General features: G+C 76.5%; 1 protein-coding gene. It reads left to right on the top strand.

The window, feature by feature from the left end:
* Positions 1 to 91 precede the first annotated feature (91 nt).
* On the top strand, positions 92 to 1,168 hold a 1,077-nt coding region (locus ABZ641_RS38525; protein WP_359989341.1), incomplete at its 3' end, for a serine/threonine-protein kinase.

Below are 1,168 nucleotides of genomic sequence, written 5' to 3'. Positions count from 1 at the left end.
GCCGGCCATCGCCGGCGGGCCCGGGCCGTGCAGCCCGATCGTGATCTCCCGGCGGCACGGGCAGTCCGTCCCGCCCCCTACGATGACGGGCATGAACACTGGGGGGCCGGAGAGACGGCTCATCGACGGCCGTTTCGAACTGCTGCAGCGCCTCGGCGGCGGAGGCATGGGCCTCGTCTGGCGCGCCCGGGACAACGCCCTGGAGCGCGAGGTCGCGCTCAAGGAGGTCCGCCCGCCGGACCCGGCGATGCTCGCCGGCGACCCGGTGGCCGCGCAGGAGCTGCGCGAGCGCGTCCTGCGCGAGGCACGTGCCCTGGCCCGCCTCCAGCACCCCAACGTGGTGATCATCCACCACATCGTCGACACCCCCGACCAGCCGCACCCGTGGCTGGTGATGGAGCTGGTCAGCGGCGGCAGCCTGGCCGACCGCCTCGTCCAGGGCCCGCTCTCGGTGCCCGAGGCCGCGAGGATCGGCCGCGGTGTGCTCGCCGCCCTGCGTGCCGCGCACGCCGCCGGCATCCAGCACCGCGACGTCAAGCCCGGCAACGTCCTGCTGCGCACCGACGGCACGCCCGTCCTCACCGACTTCGGCATCGCCGCCATGCAGGACGCGACGGCGCTCACCGCCACCGGCTCGCTCATCGGCTCGCCCGAGTACATCGCCCCGGAGCGCATCCGCGGCGGCAGCGGCGACGCCTCCTCCGACCTGTGGTCGCTCGGCATGATGCTCTACGTCGCGATCGAGGGCCACCACCCGCTGCGCCGCAGCACCACGCTGGCCACCCTGGCGGCCGTCCTGGACGAGCCGCTGCCGCCGCCGGTCCGCGGTGCGCAGCTCGGTCCGCTGCTGGGCGCCCTGCTCTCCCGGGACCCTGCGCTGCGGCCCGACGCCGAGATGCTCGACCGGCTGCTCGCCGCGGCCGAGCAGGGCGAACCGGCCGCCGGTCCCGCCCACTGGGCGCCCACCGTCAAGGAGACCTTCAAGCAGCCCGGCCCGCCGGAGTCGACCTCGGGCTCCACCCCCCAGCCGGTGTTCGGCGCGCCCACGGGCACCCCCACCGGTGGGCCCACCGGTGCGCCTGCGGGCTACGGCGTCCCGGCCGTCCCCGGGGCGTTCGGCGCACCCGCCGCCGGGTACGGCTACCCGCAGGCGCACCGGTGGGCCCAC

Source organism: Kitasatospora sp. NPDC007106 (assembly GCF_040634455.1).
GTDB lineage: Bacteria > Actinomycetota > Actinomycetes > Streptomycetales > Streptomycetaceae > Kitasatospora > Kitasatospora arboriphila.
The sequence above is the reverse complement of the archived record's forward strand: the minus strand, read 5'-3'. Positions and strand labels throughout refer to the sequence as shown.